Genomic DNA, 1504 nt, shown 5'->3' on the forward strand with positions numbered 1-1504 from the left:
CTTTAGGGATTAAAGGTAATTTTCAAAAGAAACTTTTGGTATATAGAAAAGATAAAGACAATTGTTGTAGGTGCAACAAATTAATTCAAAAAATTAAAATTAATGGTCGTAGTTCTTATTTTTGTTCCTTTTGTCAATTAAAATAAATAAATATATATAATATTCGATCAAATTATTATTTATTTTAATTTTGATAAGGCATTTGTGGTAACATTTAAGGAAGGTTACAAATAATGATTAATTCAAATATAATTAAAATTTATTGTTTTAATAAATTGTCTTTAGAAGATTATAAAGTACTTAATTTATTATATCAACCTTTAATCGGAACTATCGCTATCTCTTTATATAATATTTTATATTTTTTAAACGAAAGTAAAAATAATTTTGATAATAATTTTAATATTACGCATCAAATGTTATTTGATTTATTGAATGTAGATCAGAAAACTTTTAAAAAAAATAAATATAAATTAGAAGCTCTTCGTTTATTAGAAACTTATTCTAATGAAAATAAAGATATCATTTATATAATGCATTCTCCGGTTCAGGTTCACAATTTTTTTAAAGATCCTTTGTTAAGTCACTTTTTTTTAAGTGAAGTAGGTAATTATTATCATTGTTTGCAAAAATTATTATTAAATAAGTCTCCTATAATACCTGCAAATTTTCAAAATATAAGTAAAAATTTTGTAGATATTTATGGAGTTAATAAAATTGCTATTGATCATTCTTCATTGTATAATCATTATTCATCCGATAATGTTACAATGCCTCCTAAACATTTGGTTGTATTTAAAAAATTTTTTGATTATGAAATGTTTTTAAGTAATTTGTCTGAGCGCTTTAAAAAACCCTTTTTATTGGAAAACGAAAATATTGATTATATTGTTACTTTAGGCTTTGTTTATATGTTGAAACCTAAAGAAATGGCTATTTTATATCAAAAACTTTTTCGTCATAATTATAATCAAAATATTGATTTAAATATTTTAAAAGACTATTTATACGAACAAAATGTAAAAACTCAACAAAATATTAAAATTATTGATGCTACTGATTATCAACAAGAAAAAAATGAAATGATTTTATGCTTAAAAAGGTCGCATCCTATTAATATTATTAAAAGTTTTGGAAAAAATATTAATATGCATAAAAGATTAAATCATGATTTATTTATGTTAATTCAAAATAATAAAAATGTAGATATCGGAGTTATTAATGCTTTGCTAATGTATATTTGTAAAAAGAAAAATCACGATATTCATTTTGTTTTATCGTATAATTATTGTAATACTGTTTTAAAATCATGGTTAAAAAGAGGTATTGTTTCTACAGAAACGGCTTATAATTATTTAACAGCAGAATTAACAAATCATATTAATAAATTTAATTCCTCTCGTAAAGAGGTTGCTTTACCTAAATGGTTAGATGATTTTATGAAAAATTTGCATTAATTATGATCAGTATTTTCATAATTTGTATATAAATTATGAAATTATTC

The 1504-nt window shown here is 20.7% G+C and carries 2 protein-coding genes; both read left to right on the top strand.

What is annotated here, in order from left to right:
* Positions 1-35 precede the first annotated feature (35 nt).
* Positions 36-146, top strand: a complete 111-nt coding sequence (locus tag KHD59_RS02360; protein WP_238120375.1) for a zinc finger domain-containing protein — start codon at positions 36-38, stop codon at positions 144-146.
* 87 nt (positions 147-233) lie between these two features.
* Positions 234-1457, top strand: a complete 1224-nt coding sequence (locus KHD59_RS02365) for a DnaD domain protein (RefSeq protein WP_213680516.1) — start codon at positions 234-236, stop codon at positions 1455-1457.
* Positions 1458-1504: the final 47 nt, after the last annotated feature.

The sequence above is a fragment of the Sesame phyllody phytoplasma genome, from assembly GCF_018390775.2.
Classification (GTDB): Bacteria; Bacillota_I; Bacilli_A; order Acholeplasmatales; family Acholeplasmataceae; genus Phytoplasma; species Phytoplasma australasiaticum.